Here is a 17736-nt window from a genome sequence, read left to right as displayed (position 1 = left end):
GTACGAGGGAGCCGCCATGACCGTCGACCCGAACGCCGCCACCCAGGGATTCCCCTCTCCCCAGCCCCCCGAGCCACGGCAGAGCCCGGCCCGCTATCTGGTCCCCGCGCTGGTCGCCGCCGCGGTGGCGGTCGCCCTCGGGGTGTACGGCAAGGTCCACGACCCGGCGGGGACCGCCTTCAACCTCGCCGGTTTCAGCAGTACGGGCGCGGTGAAGTCCTGGATGGCGACGGTCGCGATCTTCTTCGCCGTCGTCCAGTTCTTCTCGGCGCTGATGATGTACGGCAGGCTGCCGGGTCCGAGCTGGTCAGGGGTGCTGCACCGCTGGTCGGGCCGGGTGGCGTTCCTGGTGTCGGTGCCGGTGGCGGTGCACTGTCTGTACGCGCTGGGCTATCAGACGTACGAAACGCGCGTTTTCTGGCACTCCCTCCTGGGTTGCTTCTTCTTCGGCGTATTCAGTGCCAAGATGCTGCTGCTCCGCTCGGAGCGACTCCCCAACTGGCTGCTGCCGATCGTCGGCGGACTCGTCTTCACCGCGCTCACGATCGTCTGGCTGACCTCCGCCCTCTGGTTCTTCCGCACCTTCGGAGTGACTACATGACGACTCACGGCCCGACGCGACGCACGGTCCTCCTCGCGACGGGCGCCGCCGCGTTCACCGTCGGCTGCGGCGAGTACGGCGACGAAGGCGACAGCGACTCCGGGTCCGACACGGTCGAGGCCTCCGCCGGTCAGGAGCTGGCCAAGACCAGCGACATCCCGGTCGGCGGCGGCACGATCTTCAAGGACGAGAAAGTCGTCGTCACCCAGCCGAAGGAGGGCGAGTTCAAGGCCTTCAGCAACATCTGCACCCACCAGCAGTGCCCGGTGGCCAATGTCGACGGCGGCACCATCAACTGCACCTGCCACGGCAGCAAGTTCAGCATCACGGACGGCTCGGTGGAGAACCCGCCGGCGACCCAGCCGCTGGCCGAGAAGCAGATCACGGTCAAGGGCGACTCGATCCAGCTGGCCTAGTCCCACAGGGCGCCGAGCGTCGCCAGTTCGCTCTGGTACTCGATCCGGTCCGCCCACTCGGCGGGCCATACGTCGACCCCGTGATACGCCCCCGCGAAGGCCCCCGCCAGACAGGCGATCGAGTCGGAGTCCCCTGCCGTGCAGGCGGCCCGCCGCAGGGCCGTCACCGGCTCGTCGACGAACAGCAGGAAGCACAGCAGCCCGGTCGCCAGCGCCTCCTCGGCGATCCACCCCTCGCCCGTCGCCAGACACGGATCGGTCTCCGGGGACACCGAACGGACCGCCTCCTGAAGCCTGTTGAGGATCTCCAGGCACTCGTCCCAGCCCCGAGCGATGAAGTGCTCCGGCGTCGGGTCCTGGCTGCGGGTCCACAGGTCGCCGAGCCAGCGGTGGTGGTAGCGGGTGCGGTTCTCCACGGCGTACGACCGCAGCAGCCCGACCAGTCCGGTCGGCTCGGCGCCCTGGGCGAGCAGCCGTACGGCGTGCGCGGTCAGGTCGGACGCGGCGAGCGCGGTGGGGTGACCGTGGGTGAGCGCGGACTGCAACTGGGCGGCGCCGGAGCGCTGTTCGTCGCTGAGGCCGGGGACCAGACCGACGGGGGCGACGCGCATGTTGGCGCCGCAGCCCTTGGAGTGGATCTGGCTGGCGTCCTGCCAGAGAGCGGTGCGCTCCAGCAACTCGCAGGCCCTGAGGCAGGTGTTGCCCGGGGCCCGGTTGTTCTCCGGGGAGCGGTTCCACGCGATGAACTCCTGCCGCAGAGGCTCCACCATCCCCTCGAGCGAGAGCACTCCACGGTCGGTCGCGGTCCGCAGCCCCCGCCCCACCGCCAACGTCATCTGCGTGTCGTCCGTGACGATCGCCGGCCTCGGCAGCTCCATCTCCCGCCACGGCCCGCACTTGGCGAGGATCGACGGCACGTCGTTGAACTCGGTCGGGAAGCCCAGCGCGTCCCCCAGGGCGAGCCCCAGCAGGGCCCCCGTGGCGGCGCGCTTCCTGACGGTCGTGGCGGTCATGCGGGACGTCCTTCCCGAGGTGTTCGCAGCAGAGGCGGATGAAGCGTCGTCGCAGCGCCCGCGCGGTAGAGCGCGGCCGGTTTGCCGCGGCCGCCGGTCAGTCGCGCGGCGCCCGGGACCGGTTCGACGAAGCCGGGCGTGGCGAGCACCTTGCGGCGGAAGTTGGGGCGGTCGAGGGCGGTGCCCCAGACGGTCTCGTAGACCTGCTGGAGCTCGCCGAGCGTGAACTCCGGTGGGCAGAAGGCGGTGGCGAGGCAGGTGTACTCGAGCTTGGCGCCGACGCGTTCCTGGGCGTCGGCCAGGATCCGGTCGTGGTCGAAGGCGAGCGGCCGGGCCTTGTCGTACGGCACCCAGCGGGCGTCGGCCGCGTCGCTGCCGCCGTGCGGCTCGGGCGGGTCCGGCAGCAGTGCGGCGAAGGCGACGGACACGACCCGCATCCGGGGGTCGCGGTCGGGCTCGCTGTAGGTCCGCAGCTGTTCCAGGTGCAGTCCGGAGACGTCCGACAGCCCGGTCTCCTCGGCGAGTTCACGCCGGGCGGCCGTCTCGGCGGACTCGTCCGGCTGCACGAAGCCGCCGGGCAACGCCCAGTGCCCGGCGTAGGGCTCCTGTCCGCGCTCCACGAGCAGGACGTGCAGAGCGCCCTCGGTGACGGTGAGGACGGCGAGATCGACGGTGACGGCGAAGGGCTCGTAGGCGTACTTGTCGTATGCGGCCACGTGCACCCACCCCCTTAATAGTCATTGAGACTATAAAGTCGCCGGATGGGATCGCACAACCCGGGTAACCGCACCGCATGGGCGAGATCCTGGTGGGCACGTGTTCATGGACGGACCCCGCGTTGACCGGCAGCGGCTGGTATCCGCCGGGGCGACGGGACGCCGAGGGGCGGTTGCGGCACTACGCCGAGCGGTTCCCGGTCGTCGAGGTCGACTCGGCGTACTACGCGGTGCCCGGCGAGCGCACCAGTCGGCAGTGGGTGGAGCGGACGCCACCGGGCTTCGTCTTCGACGTCAAGGCGTTCTCGCTGCTCACCGGGCATCCGACCCGGAGTTCCGCGATGCCGGACGGACTGCCGGCCGAGCCCGGGAACCCGGCGGTGCTGGACGAGGTGTGGGCGCGGTTCACCGAGGGGATCGAGCCCCTTCGGGCGGCCGGACGGCTCGGCAGTGTGCTCTTCCAGTTCCCGCCGTGGTTCCGGCCCGGACAGCGGGCCGGGGCGTTCCTGCGGGAGTGCGCCGAGCGGACCGCCGGGTGGCCGGTCGCCGTGGAGTTCCGGCATCCCGGCTGGTGGCGCAAGGAGTGGGCGGACGTGACCGTCGCACTCCTCGCCCGGTACGGCATGACCACGGTGGCCGTCGACATGGCGCAGACACTGCCCTCCTCCATCCCGCCCGTGGCTCCGGTCACCTCGCCGCGGCTGTCCGTCGTCCGCTTCCACGGTCGCAGTGCCGCCTGGGGATCGGGCAGCAAGGAGGACCGTTTCCGGTACGAGTACGGCGAGGACGAACTCGCCGAGTGGCTGCCCCGGTTGCGCTCGCTCGGCGGGCGGGCCGAGCAGCTCCACGTCCTGTTCAACAACTGCTGCGGCACCGCGGCCGTCCGCGCCGCGGAGACGATGCGGCGCCTGCTGGCCCGCGACGCTCGGCCCTGGACGCCCGACGACAGCACGCCGACCGCCGCCGCGCGGAGCGCGGGCCCGCAGCCGTCGGGGAGGGCGGCTCGGGAGTCATAGCCGCCGAAGCCTCCGCCGGACTCACCCCGGCAAGGAATCGCGCCGCCCCAGGAAGGCCAGCAGCCGGACGTCGGGCGGCGCGCAGGGCGGTACGGCGACCGGCTCCGCGAACCGCACCCCGCGGTCCTCCTCCGTGACCACGCACCGCGCGATGGGCAGCAACTCGGCCGCGAGGGCGACCGGGAAGGGCCGGGGCCGCCCGCAGGCCTGCGCCACGTCCCAGCCGTGCACGGCGATCTCGACCGCGCCGACCGCGCCCATCACCCGTACGTCCAGCGGCCGTTCTGCGACCCGGACCAGATCACGGGGACCGGCCGCCCAGGCACCGAGCACGGCGCACGCGCGCGTACGGAAGCCGCACACGCGGTCGCTCTGCGGCAGCAGCCCGATCCGCCCGCCGGTCAGCCCCTCGTGCAACGCGTCCAGGGAGTCGTCGAGGTGCGCGAGCAGTTCCCCCAGATCCCACGCGGCACAGGGCGTGGCCCGGCCCATCCCGGCAGCGCCCGTCGCGGCCACGCTCCCCAGCGCGTACGCGAGCGAGCGCTCCAGCAGCTCCCCCGGGTTCACGACAGCACCCCGGCCGGCCCCGGGACAACCCCCGCCAAGGCCCTCAGCGGCTCCCCAGGCGTCTCTGACGGCCCTCCGGGCCCGGAGGGCAGCGGACGCCGCGCGTGGCTCTCCAGGGCCGCCAGACACCCGCTGGTGGCGATCCGGTCCGGCCCGGTCCGCAAGGACGCCCGGCCCTCGTACCTGTCGTAGGCCCGCCGGGCCCGTAGACCCGTCGTCGTGGCGATCATGCCCGCTCCCCTCGTCCGTGTGGGGTACAGACCGGCGGGAGCGCGAAAACGAATCGGCCGGCCCCGGAGAAGAATCCGGAACCGGCCGTCGTACCGAGAAAACAGCGAGACCTAGAGGTCGACTTCCTTCATCAGCATGCCGACCTCGGTGTTGGACAGCCGCCGCAGCCAGCCCGACTTCTGGTCGCCCAGGGTGATCGGACCGAAGGCGACCCGCACCAGCTTGTCGACCGGGAAGCCGGCCTCCGCCAGCATGCGGCGCACGATGTGCTTGCGGCCCTCGTGGAGGGTGACCTCGACCAGGTAGTTCTTGCCGGTCTGCTCGACGACCCGGAAGTGGTCCGCCTTCGCGTACCCGTCCTCCAACTGGATGCCGTCCTTGAGCCGCTTGCCCAGGTCGCGCGGGATCGGGCCCACGATGTGCGCGAGGTAGACCTTCTTCACGCCGTACTTGGGGTGGGTCAGCCGGTGGGCCAGCTCGCCGTGGTTGGTGAGCAGGATGACGCCCTCGGTCTCGGTGTCGAGCCGGCCGACGTGGAAGAGGCGCGTCTCACGGTTGGTGACGTAGTCGCCGAGGCACTGCCGGCCCTCGTTGTCCTCCATCGTGGAGACGACGCCGGCCGGCTTGTTCAGCGAGAAGAACTGGTACGACTGCGTCGCGACGGTCAGGCCGTCGACCTTGACCTCGTCCTTCTCCGGGTCGACGCGCTTGCCCTGCTCCAGGACGATCTCGCCGTTGACCTCGACGCGCGCCTGCTCGATGAGCTCCTCGCAGGCCCGCCGGGAGCCGTAGCCCGCGCGCGCGAGGATCTTCTGGAGCCGCTCGCCCTCCTGCTCGGCGCCCGGGAAGGTCTTGGGGAGCTTGACGTCCTTCTTGTTCGCGTACCGCTCGCGGTTGCGCTCCTCGGCCCGCGCCTCGTACTCGCGGGAGGTCGCCGGGACCCAGCGGCCGCGTCCGGTGCCCTGGCCCTGCTTGGGTCCGCCCTTGGCGCCTCCGCGCGCGGAGGCGCCGCGACCCGACTTCGGGCCCTCGGGGGAGGCGCCCGGCCCTACGTCGTAGCGCCGCTCCTCCGGGCGGGGGTTCTTCGGCCGGCCGCCCTGCTTGTCGTCGCGGGAGTTGCCGGCACCACGGTAATTACCGCGGCCACCGCTGTTCCCGCCGCGGCCGCCGCTGTTGCCACCACGGCTCCCGCCGTTGTTTCCGCTGCTGTTCCTGCCGCTGCTGCTTCGCATCAAATTTCCGTCTAGTCGTCTGCGTCGTGTCCATCCGGCGCATCAGGAGCGTCCGGATCGAACGACGGAACCCCTTCCAGCGTCTCGGCCTCGATCGCCTCCGCCTCGGGGAGGAAGGGCGCGAGCTCCGGGAGCTCGTCCAGGCCCCGTAGGCCCATCCGCTCCAGAAAGTAGTTCGTCGTCACGTACAGGATCGCACCTGTTTCGGGTTCCGCGCCCGCCTCCTGGACCAGACCGCGCTGGAGCAGGGTCCGCATGACCCCGTCACAGTTGACTCCGCGTACGGCTGAGACCCGGCTGCGGCTCACCGGCTGGCGGTAGGCGACGACGGCCAGGGTCTCCAGTGCCGCCTGGGTGAGCCGGGCCTGCTGCCCGTCCAGCACGAAGCCCTCGACGGCCGCCGCGAACTCGGGCCGGCTGTAGAAACGCCAGCCCCCGGCGATCAGCCGCAGCTCGAACCCGCGCCCCTGGACCCTGTACTCGTCGGCCAGCTCCCGCAGCGCGTCCGCGATCTGCCGTTTGGGCCGCTGGAGGATCTTCGCGAGGTGTTCCTCGGTGGCGGGCTCGTCCACGACCATGAGGACGGCCTCCAGGGCGGGCTTGAGATCGAGGTCGGCGACGGTGCGCGACCCGGCCGGGGCCTCGGTGGTCTCCTCGCTCACGCCTTGTCCTCCTTGGGCGGCTCGGGCGGTCGGTCGAACTCGTCTGTCACCATCGGCTCGGCGTCACCCTCCCCGCCGGTCCACCGCACGATGAGATCACCGAGGGCGGTCTCCTGGTCGAGCGCGACGGCCTTCTCCCGGTAGAGCTCCAGCAGCGCCAGGAATCGCGCTACGACGGTGAGGGTGTCGTCGGTGTCCTCGACCAGCGTGCGGAAGCTGGCCTCGCCGAGCTCCTTCAGCCGGGCCACGACGATCCCGGCCTGCTCCTGCACGCTGACCAGCGGCGCGTGGATGTGATCGACATACACCTGCGGCTTGGGTCTGGGCTGCATCGCCTTCACGGCGAGCTTCGCGAACCCCTCCGGGCCGATGCTGATGACGACCTCGGGCAGCAGCTCGGCGTGGTGCGGTTCGAGGCCGACGGTACGGGGGTAGCGGCGGGACTCCTCGTCGAGGCGGTGGTTGAAGATGTCGGCGATCTGTTTGTACGCGCGGTACTGGAGCAGCCGCGCGAACAGCAGGTCCCGCGCTTCGAGGAGCGCGAGGTCGGCCTCGTCCTCGACCTCGGCGCTGGGCAGCAGCCGGGCGGCCTTGAGGTCGAGGAGCGTGGCGGCGACCACGAGGAACTCGGTCGTCTGGTCCAGGTCCCAGTCCGGCCCCATCGCCCTGATGTGCGCCATGAACTCGTCGGTCACCTTGGACAGGGCGACCTCGGTGACGTCCAGTTTGTGCTTGGAGATGAGCTGGAGGAGGAGGTCGAAGGGGCCCTCGAAGTTGGCGAGCCGGACCTTGAAGACGCCGTCGCCGACTTCCTCGGGTTCTGCGGGGGCCTCACGAGGAGGGGTCTCGGGCTCCGGATCGGGTTCCGGTACGACGACCTCGGGCTCCTCGGCCTCAGCGACCGGCTCGCTCTCCGGTTCGACCCGCAGAGCGCCCCGCCCCAGCGCACGCCGACGACCGGCAGGCGCGCCGGGGCTGGGAACGTCGTTCGAGGTCATCGCCCCGCAGGCTACCGCTACCGCCCGCGCAGCCGGCGTACGAGGATGCTCGCGTCTCCCCGGGACTCCAGATCGGCCAGCACCACGGCGACCGCCTCGCGGACGATCCGCCCGCGGTCGACGGCCAGCCCGTGCTCGCCACGGAGCACCAGACGGGCGTGCTCCAGATCCATGAGTTCCTCGGCGGAGACGTACACGGTGATCTTCTCGTCGTGCCGCTCCCGCCCGCTGGGGCGGCGCGAGGGCGCCCGTCCGCCGCGCTGCTTGCGCGGCGCCGCGGCAGAACCTTCCTGCGCGTCCTGACGTCGCCCGGAGCGGTCCGCGGCCGCGTCCCGGCTGCGGGACTCCCCGGCCGCGGCCGGTTCCGTGGCCACGTGTTCCGCCCCGTCGCCGTCGCCGCCCTGAGCGGGCACCGACTGCGGCGCGTCCTCGGACGACACGGCCGCGGACCCGTCGCTCTCCCCCGCGGGTGCGGGCACCCGGGCTTCGCCGTTGGCCCCCCGCCGCGGAGTGGACGGCTGGAGCGCCATTCCCCCTGTCGTACGGAAGAGTTCGTCGGCCCCCGGCAGACTCACTCGGCGTGACACCGGGCGAGCACCTCCCTGGCGAGCTGACGGTAGGCGGCGGCGCCGACGGAGTTGGAGGCGTACGTGGTGATCGGCTCACCGGCGACCGTGGTCTCCGGGAAGCGGACCGTGCGCCCGATGACCGTGTGGTAGACGTGGTCGTCGAACGCCTCGACGACACGCGCGAGCACCTCACGGCTGTGCACGGTGCGCGAGTCGTACATGGTGGCGAGGATCCCGTCGAGCTCCAGCTCCGGGTTGAGCCGCTCCTGGACCTTCTCGATGGTCTCCGTCAGCAGGGCGACACCACGCAGCGCGAAGAACTCACACTCCAGTGGCACTATCACCTTGTGCGCGGCCGTCAGGGCGTTGACCGTGAGCAGACCCAGTGAAGGCTGGCAGTCGATCACGATGTAGTCGTAGTCGGCCATGAGCGGCTTCAGGGCCCGCTGCAATGTCGACTCGCGGGCGACCTCGGAGACCAGCTGGACCTCCGCCGCCGACAAGTCGATATTGCTCGGCAGCAGGTCCATGTTGGGAACCGCGGTCTTCAGCAGGACCTCGTCGGCCGCCATGCCCCGCTCCATGAGCAGGTTGTAGACGGTGAGGTCGAGCTCCATCGGGTTGACACCGAGGCCCACCGACAGCGCGCCCTGCGGGTCGAAGTCCACGAGCAGCACGCGGCGTCCGTACTCCGCGAGCGCGGCACCCAGGTTGATGGTCGACGTGGTCTTGCCGACGCCGCCCTTCTGGTTGCACATCGCGATGATCTTCGCGGGTCCGTGATCGGTCAGCGGACCCGGGATCGGGAAGTACGGCAGCGGCCGACCGGTCGGGCCGATGCGCTCACGGCGCTGACGGGCAGCGTCGGGAGCGAGCGTGGCCGCGTACTCGGGGTCGGGCTCGTATTCGGCGTCGGGGTCGTAGAAGTGCCCCTCGGGCAGTTCGTCGTAGTCGGCGAACTGGCTGTGGGGCGCGCCACTTCCGTCGCCGGCCATGGCGTTCACGTGATGGCCATCCATGCTCTGGTGTGCTGACAGAGTCACCCTTCGGTTCAGGTGGCTCTGGTGGGCTGCGAAGGTGCGAACCGCGACGGAGCCGACAGCCTCGAACCCCGCGGGGCCCTCAGCCCGTGCAGGCATTCCTGGTTGACCACCTCCGGGAGTAAATGTCGACTCATTCACAAGTCGTCTTACCTCCTTGGTGACCAGGAAACTTCTAGACAAGGTCAGCGTGGCACCATGCCGACGGTTGGCGACTCTATGGCGTGTCGGGTGTTCACAGCAACACAATCCGCCGGACCCGGCAGGATGTGTCGGCAATCAAACATCGCGCTGTCAAGGGCGTACGGCCGTCGCACGGCAGGTTTCACCGGTGTGCGAATCGACCAAAGGGTTACGTTCGAGGCGAGTTGACCGAGCGTCGCAAAGTGACCATACACACATGTGGCCGGACCTTGTCGGGCAAGGTCCGGCCGCCTGTGAGTGGTTGACGCGCCTTGTTGACGTATCGCCTTTACGAAAAGGTGACTTAGCCGATCAGGGCCTCGAGCTCCACGTGCTCCAGGCCGTGCGCCTCGGCGACCTCCTTGTAAACGACCTTGCCGTCATGGGTGTTGAGGCCCTTGGCGAGCGCGGCGTCGCGGCGCAGCGCCTCGACCCAGCCGTGGTCGGCGAGTTCGACGATGTACGGCAGCGTGGCGTTGGTGAGCGCGTAGGTGGAGGTGTTGGGCACCGCGCCGGGCATGTTGGCGACGCAGTAGAAGACCGAGTCGTGGACCTTGAAGGTCGGCTCGGCGTGGGTGGTCGGCCGGGAGTCCTCGAAGCAGCCGCCCTGGTCGATCGCGATGTCGACAAGGACACTTCCGGGCTTCATCCGCGACACGAGCTCGTTGGTGACCAGCTTCGGGGCCTTGGCACCCGGGATGAGCACCGCGCCGATGACGAGGTCGGCGTCCAGGACGGCCTTCTCCAGTTCGAAGGCGTTGGACATGATCGCCCGGACCTTGGTGCCGAAGACCTTGTCCGCCTCGCGCAGCTTGTTGATGTCGCGGTCGAGCAGCGTGACGTGGAAGCCCATGCCGACGGCGATCTGCGTGGCGTTCCAGCCGGAGACACCGCCGCCGATGACGACGGCCTTCGCGGGCTGGGTGCCGGGCACGCCACCGGGGAGCACCCCGCGGCCGCCGGCCGAACGCATCAGGTGGTAGGCGCCGACCTGCGGGGCGAGCCGGCCCGCGACCTCGGACATCGGGGCGAGGAGCGGCAGCGCGCGCGAGGGCAGCTCGACCGTCTCGTAGGCGATCGCCGTGGTGCCGGACTCGATGAGCGCGTCGGTGCACTCCTTGGAGGCGGCCAGGTGCAGGTAGGTGAAGAGCGTCTGGTCCTTGCGGAGGCGGTGGTACTCCTCGGCGATGGGCTCCTTGACCTTGAGCAGCAGGTCGGCGGTGGCCCACACCTCGTCGGCCGTGGCGAGGATCCGCGCGCCCGCGGCGACGTACTCCGCGTCCGGGATCGACGAGCCGAGACCGGCGTTCTGCTCGATGAAGACCTGGTGGCCGTGGCGCACCAGCTCGTGCACGCCGGCGGGGGTGATGGCCACCCGGAACTCGTTGTTCTTGACCTCGCGGGGGATGCCGACCTTCACGTCGATCACGGTCCTTGGCTCAGAGGGTGTGGGGCAATACAACACATACCCGGGCACGCATGAGCACACCGGGATGCACCGCAGGAGAAGGTGCGGCAGAGCCAGTCTAATGAAGGTGTTCCCGCTGTCTAGCCTTTCATTGCATCAATCTTCAGCGGGTGTACTACGGATTTCGCAGGCGTCAGGGTCTTGTTTCGCAGGATCAGGCTGTTCCGGTTCCGGTTCCGCCTGCGAAAGCTCCTCCCCCAGCAGCCGCTCGGCGGCCCCTCGGTGCAGCGCAGCCGCGGCCGGATCGCCCAGGTGTTCCAGGGTGTCGGCGAGCCTCAGCTGGAGCGCGGCATGGAGCCGTACGTCCTCGGCGCGCCGCGCCCACTCGACGGCCTCCTGGCAGGTGTGCAGCGACTCCTCGGGCCGCCCCGCGTACTCCTGGACCCGGGCGAGTTCGCTCAACGCCCGTGCGTGGGCGGCCACATCGCCGTTCTTGCGGTGCCCGGCGACCGCGGCCCGCCACCCGCGCAGCGCCTCGCCGTAGCGGCCCGCGTAGGTGTGCGCCGCGGCGATCCGGCCGTACAGCCGCGCGGCGTCCGCGCGCTCGTCCCGGGCCAGCCGCTGGGCGAGGGCGCGACCGAACCAGTCGGCGGCCCGGTCGTAGTCCCCGAGCTCCAGATGCGCGCCGCCTACGGATTCCATCGCGCGACCGGTCGCATACGGGTCATTCGCCTCCCGCCCGGCGTCCAGCGCGGCCCGGTACCGGGTCAGCGCCTCCCGGGTCCGGCCGGTCTGCGCGTCCAGGTCGCCGAGGTTCAGCAGCGCCGCCGCCTTCTCCCGGGGCAGTTCCCGGCGCTCGGCCACATCCAGGACGAGCCGGTGCAGGCCGTACAGGTCGGGCGCGGCGGCCTGGGTGCCGAAATGCGCGACCATCGCCCTGACCAGCTGGGACATCAGCCGGCGGGCGAGGGTGTCGAGCTCCCCGTCGGCGACGGCCAGACGGGCCGAGGCCAGCAGCGCGGGCCTGCGGATGCGCAGCCAGTCCTCGGCGGCCCGGGGGCTGGGGAAGCGCAGGGAGCGGGGCATGCCCTGGAGCTTCTCGCGGGCGTCGGGGTTGTCGGTCTCGGTGATCGCGCGGGACGACTGGAGCAGCCGTACGGTCCGCTCCAGCATCCGGGCGCGGGCCAGCTGGAGCTCGCCGGGGCGGTCCTGGGTCTCGGTGAGCGCCTTGAGCAGGGGGTGCAGACAGCCCGGCACCACGTACTGCGGCAGCGGCGACTCCACGGCGTGCAGCAGACCGAGGCCGACGAAGTCGTCCAGGGTGGTGCGGGCACCGCCCACCGAGCAGCCGGCGAGGGCGGAGGCGGTGTGCGGGTCGACCAGGCCGGCCGGGGCGAGGGCGAGCAGGCGCAGTATCCGGGCGGCGGGGCTGGGCAGCGAAGAGTAGGCGAGCCGGAAGACGCGGCTGAGCGGGGTTCCCTCGTCACCCTCCGTGCGCAGCTGCTTGGCGAGATCGGCGACGGCGGCCTTGGGACGGGCGGCGAGCCAGCCGCCGGCCAGCATCAGGGCGGCGGGCTGGGCCTGGCACTCCTCGACGAGTCCCTCGGCCGCCCGCGGGTCGACGGTGATGCGGACCGAGCCCGTGGAGCGGCTCAGCAGCTCCAGGGCGGACTTGGTGTCCAGACCGCCGAGCGTGCAGGGCCGGACGTCGGAGATGCCGGTGAGCGGGCCGCCGGAAACGGCCACGACCAGGCACTGTGGGGTATCCGGCAGCAGGGCGTCGACCTGGTCCGCGCTCACCGCGTCGTCGAGCAGCAGCAGGGCCCGCCGGTCGGCGAGGGCATCGCGGAGGGCTGCCGTCAGGTCGTCCTCGGAGGCGCCAGCCGGGGTCGGGAGGTCCAGGGCGGTGAGCAGTTCGCGGGCGATGTGCTCGACGGGGACGGGGGTGCCGTCGGGCTCGCTGAGGCGGGCGCGCAGCACTCCGTCGTCGTAACGCTCCGCGACCTGCCGTACGAGCTCCTCGGCCAGCGCGGTGCGGCCGGAGCCGGGTCTGCCCGCGATGAGCAGCACGCGCGCGCGGGGAGCCTTCTTCCCGGAGAGGGTGTCGAGGCCCGCTCGCTCGATGTCGGCGAGCAGCTCCTTCAACTCCCGTGTCCGGCCCAGGAAATGACCCTCGACTGACAGCTGAACGCCGCCTGTGTCCACCGCCTGGTCCGTCACGGGCCACACTCCCGTCCCACCGCACGCGCAAGCCCGCCGGGACTCCGGTTCGGGCAGTTTCAGAGCCTAGTTCACGCTCTGCAACGTTCCGTGAGGAGCGCGGCGGACACGTCGCCCGATCGGATCAGCCGATGGTCACACGATAGATGATCTTCGTGTGTTCAGGCTTCGAACGGGCGCGCCGGCCACGGGGCGTCCGCGGGCCGCAGCGCGTCCAGGCCGTCCCCGTTCTGCGCCGCGATCAGTGAAAGCACGCCCACGACCAGGCAGTTGTTGTGCAGCTCACCGGCGAGCACACCCCGTACGAGCTCATCGACGGGCACGCGCGCGTACTCCAGGTCGATCTCCTCGTGCTCGACCTCGAAGCGCTCGCCCTCGGCCTCCGACAGGTCGCGGGCGAGGAAGATCCGTACGGCCTCGTCGCAGCCGCCCGCCGTGGTGTAGACGTCGGTCAGCACCCGCCAGTCCTCGGCCTTGACGTGCGCCTCCTCGTACAACTCGCGCTGCGCGGCGTGCAGCGGGTTCTCGCCGGGCACGTCGAGCAGACCGGCCGGGATCTCCCACAGCTTCTGGCGCACGGGGTGGCGGTACTGCCGGATGAGCAGGACCCGGCCCTCGTCGTCCAGGGCGAGGACACCGACCGAGCCAGGGTGGACCTGGTAGTCACGGCGGACGACCTTGCCGTCGGGCATGACCACGTCGTCGGTGCGGACGGAGGTCTTGTTGCCCACGAAGGGGGTCTCCGTCGCCCGGATCTCCCATTCCTCGGGGGTGTCCTTGATCGTCATGACCTGCCCTTCCACACGTACAAGAAAAAAACCGGGGTGCGACCTTGAAGGTACGCACCCCGGCAACCGTACAACTGACGTGTTACTTGGAATTCTTCCGCTCGACCGAGGCCTTCACGAGCCCGGCGAACAGCGCGTGCGGTCGCGTCGGACGCGAGCGCAGCTCGGGGTGTGCCTGCGTGGCGACCAGGTAGGGGTGGACGTCGCGCGGGTACTCGACGTACTCGACGAGCTTGCCGTCCGGCGAGGTGCCGGAAAACAGGATGCCCGCCTTCTTCTCGAGCTCCGCCCGGTAGGCGTTGTTCACCTCGTAGCGGTGACGGTGCCGCTCCTCGACGTACTCCTTGCCCTCGTACACCTCGCGCACGATCGAGCCCTCGGCCAGCTTGGCCGGGTACATGCCCAGCCGCATGGTGCCGCCCATGTCGCCCTCACCGGCGACGATGTCGAGCTGCTCGGCCATGGTGGAGATGACCGGGTGCGAGGTCGCCGAGTCGAACTCGGTGGAGTTGGCGTCCGGGATGTCGGCGAGGTTGCGCGCGGCCTCGATCACGATGCACTGCAGGCCCAGGCAGAGCCCGAGCAGCGGGATCTTGTTCTCGCGGGCGAACTTGATCGCGCCGACCTTGCCCAGCACACCGCGGTCGCCGAAGCCCCCGGGGATGCAGATGCCGTCGACGTCACCGAGCTGCGCCGCGGCGCCGGCCGGGGTCTTGCAGTCGTCGGAGGTGACCCACTTGATCTTCACGCGGGCCTTGTTGGCGAAGCCGCCCGCGCGCAGCGCCTCGGTGACCGAGAGGTAGGCGTCGGGCAGGTCGATGTACTTGCCGACCAGGGCGAGGGTGATCTCGTGGTCGGGGTTGTGGACGCGGTCGAGCAGGTCGTCCCAGGTCGTCCAGTCCACGTCGCGGAACGGCAGGTCCAGCTTGCGGACGACGTAGGCGTCCAGGCCCTCGCCGTGCACGGTCTTGGGGATGTCGTAGATCGACTTGGCGTCGGGGCAGGCGACCACGGCCGACTCGTCGACGTCGCACATCAGCGAGATCTTGCGCTTGATCGCGGTGGGGACCTCACGGTCGCAGCGCAGCACGATCGCGTCCGGCTGGATACCGATGTTCCGCAGCGCCGCAACCGAGTGCTGGGTCGGCTTCGTCTTCAGCTCCCCCGACGGGCCGATGTACGGCAGGAGGGAAATGTGGACGACGAAGACGTTGTCACGGCCGACCTCGTGGCGGACCTGGCGGACGGTCTCCAGGAACGGCAGGGACTCGATGTCGCCGACGGTGCCGCCGACCTCGGTGATGACGACATCGACCTCGTCGGTCGCCATGCGCCGGATGCGGTGCTTGATCTCGTTGGTGATGTGCGGGATGACCTGCACGGTGTCGCCCAGATACTCGCCACGCCGCTCCTTGGCGATCACCGTCGAGTACACCTGGCCTGTAGTGACATTGGCGCTGCCGTCCAAGTCGCGGTCCAGGAAACGCTCGTAGTGTCCGATGTCCAGGTCGGTTTCGGCGCCGTCGTTGGTGACGAACACCTCACCGTGCTGGAAGGGGTTCATCGTGCCCGGGTCGACGTTGAGGTACGGGTCGAGCTTCTGCATCACGACGCGCAGGCCGCGCGCCTTGAGCAGCATGCCGAGGCTGGAGGCCGTCAGGCCCTTGCCGAGAGAGGAGGCGACACCCCCGGTGACGAAGATGTGCTTGGTCGTCGTAGATTTCGGCGGCATGGCCAAGACGGGGCTCCCGTGGTCGCGATCTGGGGTGCGGGGCGGCGCTGCAACCGGAGATCTCCGGCGTCGCCGTCGCTGCGGTCGGGGGTTTTATCCACCACCGGTCCACGGGCTACCAGGGTATCAGCGCCTCAGCGAGATGGCTTCCGGCCACGCTCCGCGCACGCGTCGACACGGACGCGTACCCGTCTCGTGTTTCTCACCCGTTGCTCACCCGATCGGCCCACCCGCGTTGACCGGAGCGGCACACAGATCATCTACGTGCGTCGTATCCTGCTCGGACATTCGCTGCCGAGCCCGGCCGGCCACACGGCACCACCCCCCGCCCGTAAGCACCGGAACAACGTGAGCTCGTCAGTTCGTTGAGTACAGATTGTCGTTTTGCCTCGCAGCCCAACGGCTGCTTTGCTTCACCGCTCAACGACGCATTACAACGACCCCTTGACCGCAATAGCGACAACCCCCTTTTTCCTCAGGGGGTGACGTGGCCGTTCGACTGGAGTTGCACGTGGCCGGGCGCATCGAAGACTACGCACTCATCGGAGACATGCAGACCGCTGCTTTGGTCTGCCGGGACGGCACGGTGGACTGGCTCTGCCTGCCGCGCTTCGACTCGCACGCCATCTTCGCCGGTCTGCTGGGCACCGAGGAACACGGCTTCTGGAGACTGGGTCCGGCGCACGCGGCCGACGCGGAGCCGCCCACCGCGGCCCGGCGCACCTACCGCGGCGACTCGCTGATCCTGGAGTCCGAGTGGGACACCCCGCGCGGCACGGTCCGGGTCATCGACTTCATGCCCCCTCGTGACGGCGCCCCGCAGCTGATCCGGATCGTGGAGGGCGTCTCGGGCCGCGTCCCGATGCGGTCCGCGCTCAGGATGCGCTTCTCCTACGGCCGGGTCGTCCCGTGGGTGCACAAGCACGACGGCCGTACGGTGGCCGTCGCGGGCCCGGACTCGGTCTGGTACGACACCGAGTGCGAGACCTACGGCAAGTCGCTGACCACGTACTCCGACTTCACGGTCGCCCCGGGTGACCGGATCGCGTTCACCATCTCGTGGGAGCCCTCGCACAGGCAGCCGCCGCCGCTGCCGGAGCCGGAGCAGTCGCTGGAGGCGACCGAGGAGTTCTGGCGGGACTGGGTCGAGCACTGTACGTACCACGGCCCCTACCGCGAGGCCGTCGTCCGCTCCCTGATCACGCTCAAGGCCCTGACGTACGCGCCGACGGGCGGCATCGTCGCCGCCCCGACGACCTCCCTGCCGGAGGACATCGGCGGTGTCCGCAACTGGGACTACCGCTACACCTGGCTGCGCGACGCCGCGATCACCCTGTCCTCGCTGCTGCGCACCGGCTACCGCGAGGAGGCCCGGGCCTGGCGCGAGTGGCTGCTGCGCGCGGTCGCCGGAGACCCCGAGAACCTCCAGATCATGTACGGCATCGCGGGCGAGCGGGAGTTGGGCGAGGCCGAGCTGGACTGGCTGCCCGGCTACGAGAGCTCCGCCCCGGTCCGGGTCGGCAACGGCGCCGCCCACCAGCTCCAGCTGGACGTGTACGGCGAGGTCACCGAGGCCCTGCACCTGGCGCACATGACGGGCCTGGCCCGCAACGACTACGCGTCCCTGCTCCAGCTCAAGCTCATCCGCTACCTGGAGGACCACTGGGACGAGCCGGACGAGGGCATCTGGGAGGTGCGCGGCCCGCGCCGGCACTTCGTGCACTCCAAGGTGATGGCCTGGGTCGCGGTCGACCGCACCATCAAGCTCATCGAGTCCGGGGACGCGGACGGCCCGCTGGAGCGCTGGCGCGACCTGCGCGACGACATCCACCGGGACGTGTGCGAGAAGGGCTACGACAAGGAGCGCAACACCTTCACACAGTCGTACGGCTCGAAGGAACTGGACGCCTCCCTGCTGCTGATCCCGCAGATGGGCTTCCTGCCGCCGGACGACAAGCGCGTGATCGGCACCATCGAGGCGATCCAGCGTGAGCTGTCCACGCCCGACGGCTTCATCCTGCGCTACCCCACCGAGGGCGAGAGCGAGGGCGTCGACGGCCTGCCGGGTGACGAAGGGGCCTTCCTGGCCTGCTCGTTCTGGATGGCGGACGACCTCGCGATGATCGGCCGGGTGGACGAGGCCCGCAAGCTCTTCGAGAAGCTGCTGGCCCTGCGCAACGACCTCGGGCTGCTCGCGGAGGAGTGGGACCCGGTCAACCAGCGCCAGGTCGGCAACTTCCCGCAGGCCTTCAGCCACGTTCCGCTCATCGACACCGCGCTGCGGCTGACGGCGTCGGGAGCCTACGGCGGCTGAGCGCGCTGTGCGAGCCGAGCCCGCCTAGGC

The 17736-nt window shown here is 70.3% G+C and carries 16 protein-coding genes; 4 read left to right on the top strand and 12 right to left on the bottom strand.

Annotated features, from left to right (window positions below; genetic code table 11):
- Positions 1-16 precede the first annotated feature (16 nt).
- A complete protein-coding gene (locus tag ACFY0U_RS28140; protein WP_388640389.1) occupies positions 17-601 on the top strand; it encodes a DUF6529 family protein in 585 nt (194 codons plus the stop codon).
- Complete coding sequence (locus ACFY0U_RS28135) at positions 598-1017, top strand: Rieske (2Fe-2S) protein (RefSeq protein WP_388640387.1); 420 nt, start codon at positions 598-600, stop codon at positions 1015-1017. The genes ACFY0U_RS28140 and ACFY0U_RS28135 overlap by 4 nt, the downstream gene beginning before the upstream one ends.
- Here ACFY0U_RS28135 and ACFY0U_RS28130 read toward each other — a convergent pair.
- Both ACFY0U_RS28130 and ACFY0U_RS28125 read right to left on the bottom strand, forming a co-directional pair.
- Positions 1014-2030 carry an ADP-ribosylglycohydrolase family protein gene (locus ACFY0U_RS28130; RefSeq protein WP_388640386.1) on the bottom strand — a complete coding sequence of 339 codons (1017 nt, stop codon included), beginning with the start codon at positions 2028-2030 and terminating at the stop codon, positions 1014-1016. The genes ACFY0U_RS28135 and ACFY0U_RS28130 overlap by 4 nt on opposite strands.
- Entirely contained in the window at positions 2027-2746 is a 720-nt protein-coding gene (locus tag ACFY0U_RS28125; protein ID WP_388640384.1) for an NUDIX domain-containing protein, read from the bottom strand. Before ACFY0U_RS28125 ends, ACFY0U_RS28130 begins: the two co-directional genes overlap by 4 nt.
- A gap of 77 nt (positions 2747-2823) precedes the next feature.
- Between ACFY0U_RS28125 and ACFY0U_RS28120 the strand changes: the two genes are divergently transcribed.
- The gene (locus ACFY0U_RS28120; protein ID WP_388640381.1) at positions 2824-3762 is read left to right on the top strand and encodes a DUF72 domain-containing protein; all 939 of its coding nucleotides are present in this window, start codon (positions 2824-2826) and stop codon (positions 3760-3762) included.
- A 21-nt stretch (positions 3763-3783) separates the two neighbouring features.
- On the opposite strand, the gene ACFY0U_RS28115 is transcribed toward ACFY0U_RS28120, so the two are convergent.
- The 10 genes from ACFY0U_RS28115 to ACFY0U_RS28070 all read right to left on the bottom strand — a co-directional run bounded on the left by ACFY0U_RS28115 (position 3784) and on the right by ACFY0U_RS28070 (position 15392).
- Positions 3784-4329: a TIGR03086 family metal-binding protein gene (locus tag ACFY0U_RS28115; RefSeq protein ID WP_388640378.1), complete on the bottom strand. Its 546-nt coding sequence runs from the start codon at positions 4327-4329 to the stop codon at positions 3784-3786.
- 341 nt (positions 4330-4670) lie between these two features.
- Entirely contained in the window at positions 4671-5792 is a 1122-nt protein-coding gene (locus tag ACFY0U_RS28110) for a pseudouridine synthase (RefSeq protein ID WP_388640376.1), read from the bottom strand.
- 11 nt (positions 5793-5803) lie between these two features.
- On the bottom strand, positions 5804-6454 hold the full coding sequence (gene scpB / locus ACFY0U_RS28105) for an SMC-Scp complex subunit ScpB (RefSeq protein WP_388640373.1): 651 nt from the start codon (positions 6452-6454) through the stop codon (positions 5804-5806).
- The gene (locus tag ACFY0U_RS28100; protein ID WP_388640371.1) at positions 6451-7452 is read right to left on the bottom strand and encodes a segregation and condensation protein A; all 1002 of its coding nucleotides are present in this window, start codon (positions 7450-7452) and stop codon (positions 6451-6453) included. The genes scpB and ACFY0U_RS28100 overlap by 4 nt, the downstream gene beginning before the upstream one ends.
- Before the next feature lie 17 nt (positions 7453-7469).
- Positions 7470-8039 carry a hypothetical protein gene (locus tag ACFY0U_RS28095; protein ID WP_388640369.1) on the bottom strand — a complete coding sequence of 190 codons (570 nt, stop codon included), beginning with the start codon at positions 8037-8039 and terminating at the stop codon, positions 7470-7472.
- A complete protein-coding gene (locus tag ACFY0U_RS28090) occupies positions 8024-9160 on the bottom strand; it encodes a ParA family protein (RefSeq protein WP_388640366.1) in 1137 nt (378 codons plus the stop codon). Before ACFY0U_RS28090 ends, ACFY0U_RS28095 begins: the two co-directional genes overlap by 16 nt.
- A gap of 388 nt (positions 9161-9548) precedes the next feature.
- Positions 9549-10664: an alanine dehydrogenase gene (gene ald, locus ACFY0U_RS28085; protein WP_388640981.1), complete on the bottom strand. Its 1116-nt coding sequence runs from the start codon at positions 10662-10664 to the stop codon at positions 9549-9551.
- Between the two features lie 144 nt (positions 10665-10808).
- Complete coding sequence (locus ACFY0U_RS28080) at positions 10809-12872, bottom strand: tetratricopeptide repeat protein (RefSeq protein ID WP_388640363.1); 2064 nt, start codon at positions 12870-12872, stop codon at positions 10809-10811.
- Positions 12873-13033: 161 nt separating this feature from the next.
- The gene (locus ACFY0U_RS28075) at positions 13034-13660 is read right to left on the bottom strand and encodes an NUDIX domain-containing protein (protein ID WP_388640360.1); all 627 of its coding nucleotides are present in this window, start codon (positions 13658-13660) and stop codon (positions 13034-13036) included.
- A gap of 82 nt (positions 13661-13742) precedes the next feature.
- Positions 13743-15392 carry a CTP synthase gene (locus ACFY0U_RS28070; protein ID WP_388640358.1) on the bottom strand — a complete coding sequence of 550 codons (1650 nt, stop codon included), beginning with the start codon at positions 15390-15392 and terminating at the stop codon, positions 13743-13745.
- A 511-nt stretch (positions 15393-15903) separates the two neighbouring features.
- On the opposite strand from ACFY0U_RS28070, the gene ACFY0U_RS28065 reads away from it, so the two are divergent.
- Complete coding sequence (locus ACFY0U_RS28065) at positions 15904-17706, top strand: glycoside hydrolase family 15 protein (RefSeq protein WP_388640979.1); 1803 nt, start codon at positions 15904-15906, stop codon at positions 17704-17706.
- The last annotated feature ends 30 nt before the right edge of the window (positions 17707-17736 follow it).

This window comes from Streptomyces sp. NPDC001536, from assembly GCF_042894505.1.
GTDB lineage: Bacteria > Actinomycetota > Actinomycetes > Streptomycetales > Streptomycetaceae > Streptomyces.
Note: the sequence above shows the minus strand (reverse complement) of the source record. Positions and strands in the feature narration are given on the sequence as shown.